At 62.8% G+C, this 3,114-nt stretch carries 4 protein-coding genes; 1 reads left to right on the forward strand and 3 read right to left on the reverse strand.

Annotated elements, in window-relative coordinates; all coding sequences use genetic code 11:
* The 3 genes from EN925_RS29705 to EN925_RS29715 form a co-directional block, all read right to left on the reverse strand.
* A partial coding sequence (locus EN925_RS29705) for a phosphatidylcholine/phosphatidylserine synthase (protein WP_206632991.1) occupies positions 1-514 on the reverse strand: 514 nt, incomplete at its 3' end.
* Between the two features lie 62 nt (positions 515-576).
* Positions 577-1,191 carry a DUF1326 domain-containing protein gene (locus EN925_RS29710; RefSeq protein WP_013531653.1) on the reverse strand — a complete coding sequence of 205 codons (615 nt, stop codon included), beginning with the start codon at positions 1,189-1,191 and terminating at the stop codon, positions 577-579.
* A 14-nt stretch (positions 1,192-1,205) separates the two neighbouring features.
* Positions 1,206-2,144 (reverse strand): DUF2182 domain-containing protein, encoded by a 939-nt coding sequence (locus tag EN925_RS29715; RefSeq protein WP_127368240.1) that lies wholly within the window; start codon positions 2,142-2,144, stop codon positions 1,206-1,208.
* Positions 2,145-2,214: 70 nt separating this feature from the next.
* Between EN925_RS29715 and EN925_RS29720 the strand changes: the two genes are divergently transcribed.
* The coding region (locus EN925_RS29720) for an FAD-dependent monooxygenase (protein WP_128337129.1) at positions 2,215-3,114 on the forward strand (900 nt) is incomplete at its 3' end.

Raw genomic sequence — 3,114 nt, forward strand, 5'->3', positions numbered from 1 at the left:
GCACGAAAGTCAGGACGCCGGCCACCACCACCACCGCGAACGAAACCCATTGTCCGGGCTCGATGACGAACAGGGTGAACACCACCATGTTCCAGACCACCGGGAATCCCTTGAAGAAATTCTCCTTCGTCTTCATGCCGGTGTCGGCATAGTAGATGGCGCTGGAAACGACGATGATCGCCGCCGACAGGAATGACAGGCCCTCGCCCATGAAGCCGCGCTGATAGAGCGCGAAGGCCGGGATCAGCACGTAGGTCACGTAGTCGATGATGTTGTCGAGCAGTTCGCCCGACCATGTCGGCAGGATCTCCTTGACCTCGAGTTTTCTGGCGATCGGCCCATCGATGCCGTCGACGAACAGGGCCAGCCCGAGCCACCAGAACATTGCGGTCCAGCGCTCTTCACTTGCCGCCACGAGCGACAGGAAGGCCAGGAACGACCCCGAGGCGGTCAAAAGGTGGACGGAGAACGCCCTCGCCTGCGGCCAGGTGACCTTCTTCTTCGGGCGCGGAATCCGGTCCGTGATCTTTTTGGCGGCTTTTCGTGCTGCCAAATTCCTGGCCGTTGTGTTCTTGCTCACGGGCCCCGCCAATCCAGCTTGCAGATTTCGGCCGAACGGCCGGCGAAATTCCAGTTGCGGCCAAAAGCCCGCATCTTGCTCTTGTCGGACCTGGCCACGATGATCTCGGGCGCGATCCAGTATTCCGAATTGCTGATCACCGTATCCTTGTCACGGTCCTTGCCTTGGATGGGTGTGACCGCTCCGTCGATAATCCTGGGTATCTGGAAGATACGCGTTTTGTCACGCGTCTCATAGGTGATCGGCACCTGCTCGACACCGAGGAATTTGCCGACGAGGATTGAGAGCAGCGATGTGGTTCCACCTGCCTTGCCCGTGAAGATCTTTGTCAGCGCCTTGACCGCATAGACAGAGGCGCGGCTGTCGATGAACAGGCCCGCGGTCCAGTTGCCGCGGCTCATATAGCCTGGGATTTCCATGATCAGCCCAAGATTGAGCCCGGACAGATCGACCTCACCGAAATGGCCGGCATCGATGCGAAACCCGGCCCATGTCTGGCAATAGCCTTCGGTCGGCGGATGATTGCCAAGCGAGAGCACGCAAGGGCAAAAAACCGTGCAATTGCAGGAGAGTACGAGCTCTCCCTTCATCGCCCAGCTCTGGTCTGCCATCGATTTTCCCCCACTCACAGCGAGACTACTAGCAGCGCGGCTGCCCAGACAAGCAGTATCGCACCGGCCAGCCGGGTTGGAACCCTGCTGGCCGTTTGTTTTTCGATCAGGGTGAACAGGCCGATCAACGCCATCCAGAAAACGTTCATGACGCCAACGGCGAACATCACCAGCATCAAGGCCCAGCAGCAGCCCAGACACCACAGACCTTGCGCGGCACCGAGCCGAAAGATGTTAAGGGGCCTTGCGCTCCAGCTCGCGAAAAGGATCGAGAACGGGTTCCTGCATTTCTTCAGGCAAGCTTCCTTCAAGCCGCTGAACTGGTAGAGGCCGGCAATCAGCAGAGCGAGCGCACCGGCAATGCCGACGACCGGATCGAGCATCCCGGCTGACGAAGCGAATGCATGGACGGCCAAGGTCAGCGCCGCGAACGCAATTGAAGCGGCGAGCCAGACGCTGAGATAGCCGGCGACCAGCAGCAGCGGGTGAACGACCGGTTCGCCCTTGATGCGTGCCGTGTCAGCGATCTCGCAATAGGTGCGTATCATCGGCGCCGCCGAAGGCAGCATCGTCGCGATCGCCATCAGGAACCACATCGAAACGAGCGCGCCGGCCTGCAAGCCGAGACCTGCGTCCAAAGGCACCGGTGAGAGGCACAGCACAAAGAACCGTTCCAGGAAATAGGGCAGCGGCAGTTGCGGCAGGCTGCGAAGGATCGTGTCGCCAGGGGCGCCGACGCCCGCAATCCCTGTTTCAGCCCCGCGGATTGCCATCGCCGCAAGAGACAGCCATGCAAGCAGGATGCAAGCGCCGACAACGACGTTTACCGTGACCCGGGGATTGCGCGCGATGCCGGCCATGGCGCGGCCGGCGCGGTCGAGATGGCTGAAGTCGTCCTGCTGGCCGGTCATGACATCCGAATGGGCCGAATCGCCGCGTTGATCAAGCGGCATGATCTGACCTATATGCTGATCGAACGGCAGGTCGGGTGGACCGCCTCGCATTGCAAGCCGGAAGCCGATCTTGGAGCATCAGCAAACTGCGCGGATACTGGTTGCCGGCACGGGGCCGGCAGGGCTGATCGCGGCACTGGGTTTTGCCGCCGAAGGTTTCCCGGTGACACTGGTCGGGCCGGAGGCCACCGCCCCCGATGGTCGCACGACGGCCCTGATGAACCCTGCCTTGAAAGTGCTCGACCGGCTCGGCGTGCTCGAAGCCGTCATATCCAAGGCGGCGCCTCTGAAAGTGATGCGCATCGTCGACGCCACCAGCCGGCTGATCCGCAGCCCGGTCGTCACCTTCCGTGCCAGCGAGATCGACGAGGATGAATTCGGGCTGAACCTTCCCAACAGCGTCCTCACCCCGGCACTCGCCGGCGCCGTTGCTGCGCATCCCGGCATCGACTGGCTGAGGTCGATGGTGGCGAACTGGCATCTCGATGCCGAGCACGTCCGTGCCGGCCTCGCCGACGGCAGCACGGTCGACGCAGCGCTGGCGGTCGCCGCCGATGGGCGGTTGTCACCGGCGCGCCAGGCAGCCGGCATCTCGACTTCGGCCCGCTCCTATCCGCAGGCAGCTCTCGTCCTCAATTTCGGCCATAGCGGCGACCACGCCTTCACCTCGACCGAATTCCACACCGAGACCGGTCCGTTCACGCAGGTCCCGCTGCCCGGCAATCGCTCCAGCCTGGTCTGGGTGGTCAAGCCCGAGACCGCGACCGAGCTCGCCGCGCTGGACGATGCGACACTTTCTCAGCGGGTCGAACAGCAGATGCAGTCGATGCTGGGCCGGGTGGCTGTCGAGCCGGGCCGGCAGATCTACCCGCTATCGGCGGTGACGCCGCTGCGTTTCGCAAGGGATCGGGTGGCGCTGGTCGGCGAAGCCGCCCATGTGTTTCCGCCGATCGGTGCGCAAGGCCTCAAC

Origin of the sequence: Mesorhizobium sp. M7A.F.Ca.US.006.04.2.1 (assembly GCF_004022915.1) — a bacterium.
Lineage (GTDB): Bacteria > Pseudomonadota > Alphaproteobacteria > Rhizobiales > Rhizobiaceae > Mesorhizobium > Mesorhizobium ciceri.